General features: G+C 57.0%; 1 protein-coding gene. It reads left to right on the top strand.

Annotated elements, in window-relative coordinates; genetic code table 11:
* Positions 1 to 587, top strand: a 587-nt coding sequence (locus ALO43_RS27380; protein WP_157062373.1) for an SDR family NAD(P)-dependent oxidoreductase, incomplete at its 5' end; no start/stop codon positions are given.
* Between the last annotated feature and the right edge of the window lie 41 nt (positions 588 to 628).

Genomic DNA, 628 nt, shown 5'->3' with positions numbered 1-628 from the left:
CCAAAATGGAGGACGCTGACTGGGACCTAGTTTACCACGTCCATGTCGAGGGCGCCTATAAGGTCACACATGCCGCTTGGCCATACCTGCGTGCGCAGAACTACGGGCGGGTGATTTTCACTTCATCGACATCCGGCATCTATGGCAATTTCGGCCAATCCAATTACGCAACCGCCAAGCTCGGGCTTTACGGACTGACTCGCACCCTCGCGCTGGAAGGCCGCAAGCACCGGATTTTCGTCAACGCCATAGCCCCGACCGGGGGCACGCGCATGACCGAGGGGCTTATTCCTGCCAACGTATTCGAGCTGCTCAAACCTGAACTGATCAGCCCGTTGGTGGTGTATCTGGGCAGCGAACAGTGTCAGGACAGTGGCGATCTGTTTGAAGTGGGCGGCGGCTGGATCGGCAAGGTCCGTTGGGAGCGCAGTCAGGGAGCATGCTTCGACCCCCAGGCGGGCTTCAGCCCGGAGGACGTTGCTGCACAATGGCAGACGATTGGTGATTTCGATCAAGCCGCGCACCCCGCCGACAATATCGAGGCGTTGAAAGAAATGATGGCCAATCTGCAAAAATACGCTAATTAAGCAGGTTCTGAGATATGCGGCGGCTTTGGAAAAGAAATCTC

It is taken from the genome of Pseudomonas tremae (genome assembly GCF_001401155.1).
Taxonomy (GTDB): domain Bacteria; phylum Pseudomonadota; class Gammaproteobacteria; order Pseudomonadales; family Pseudomonadaceae; genus Aquipseudomonas; species Aquipseudomonas tremae.
Note: the sequence above shows the minus strand (reverse complement) of the source record. Positions and strands in the feature narration are given on the sequence as shown.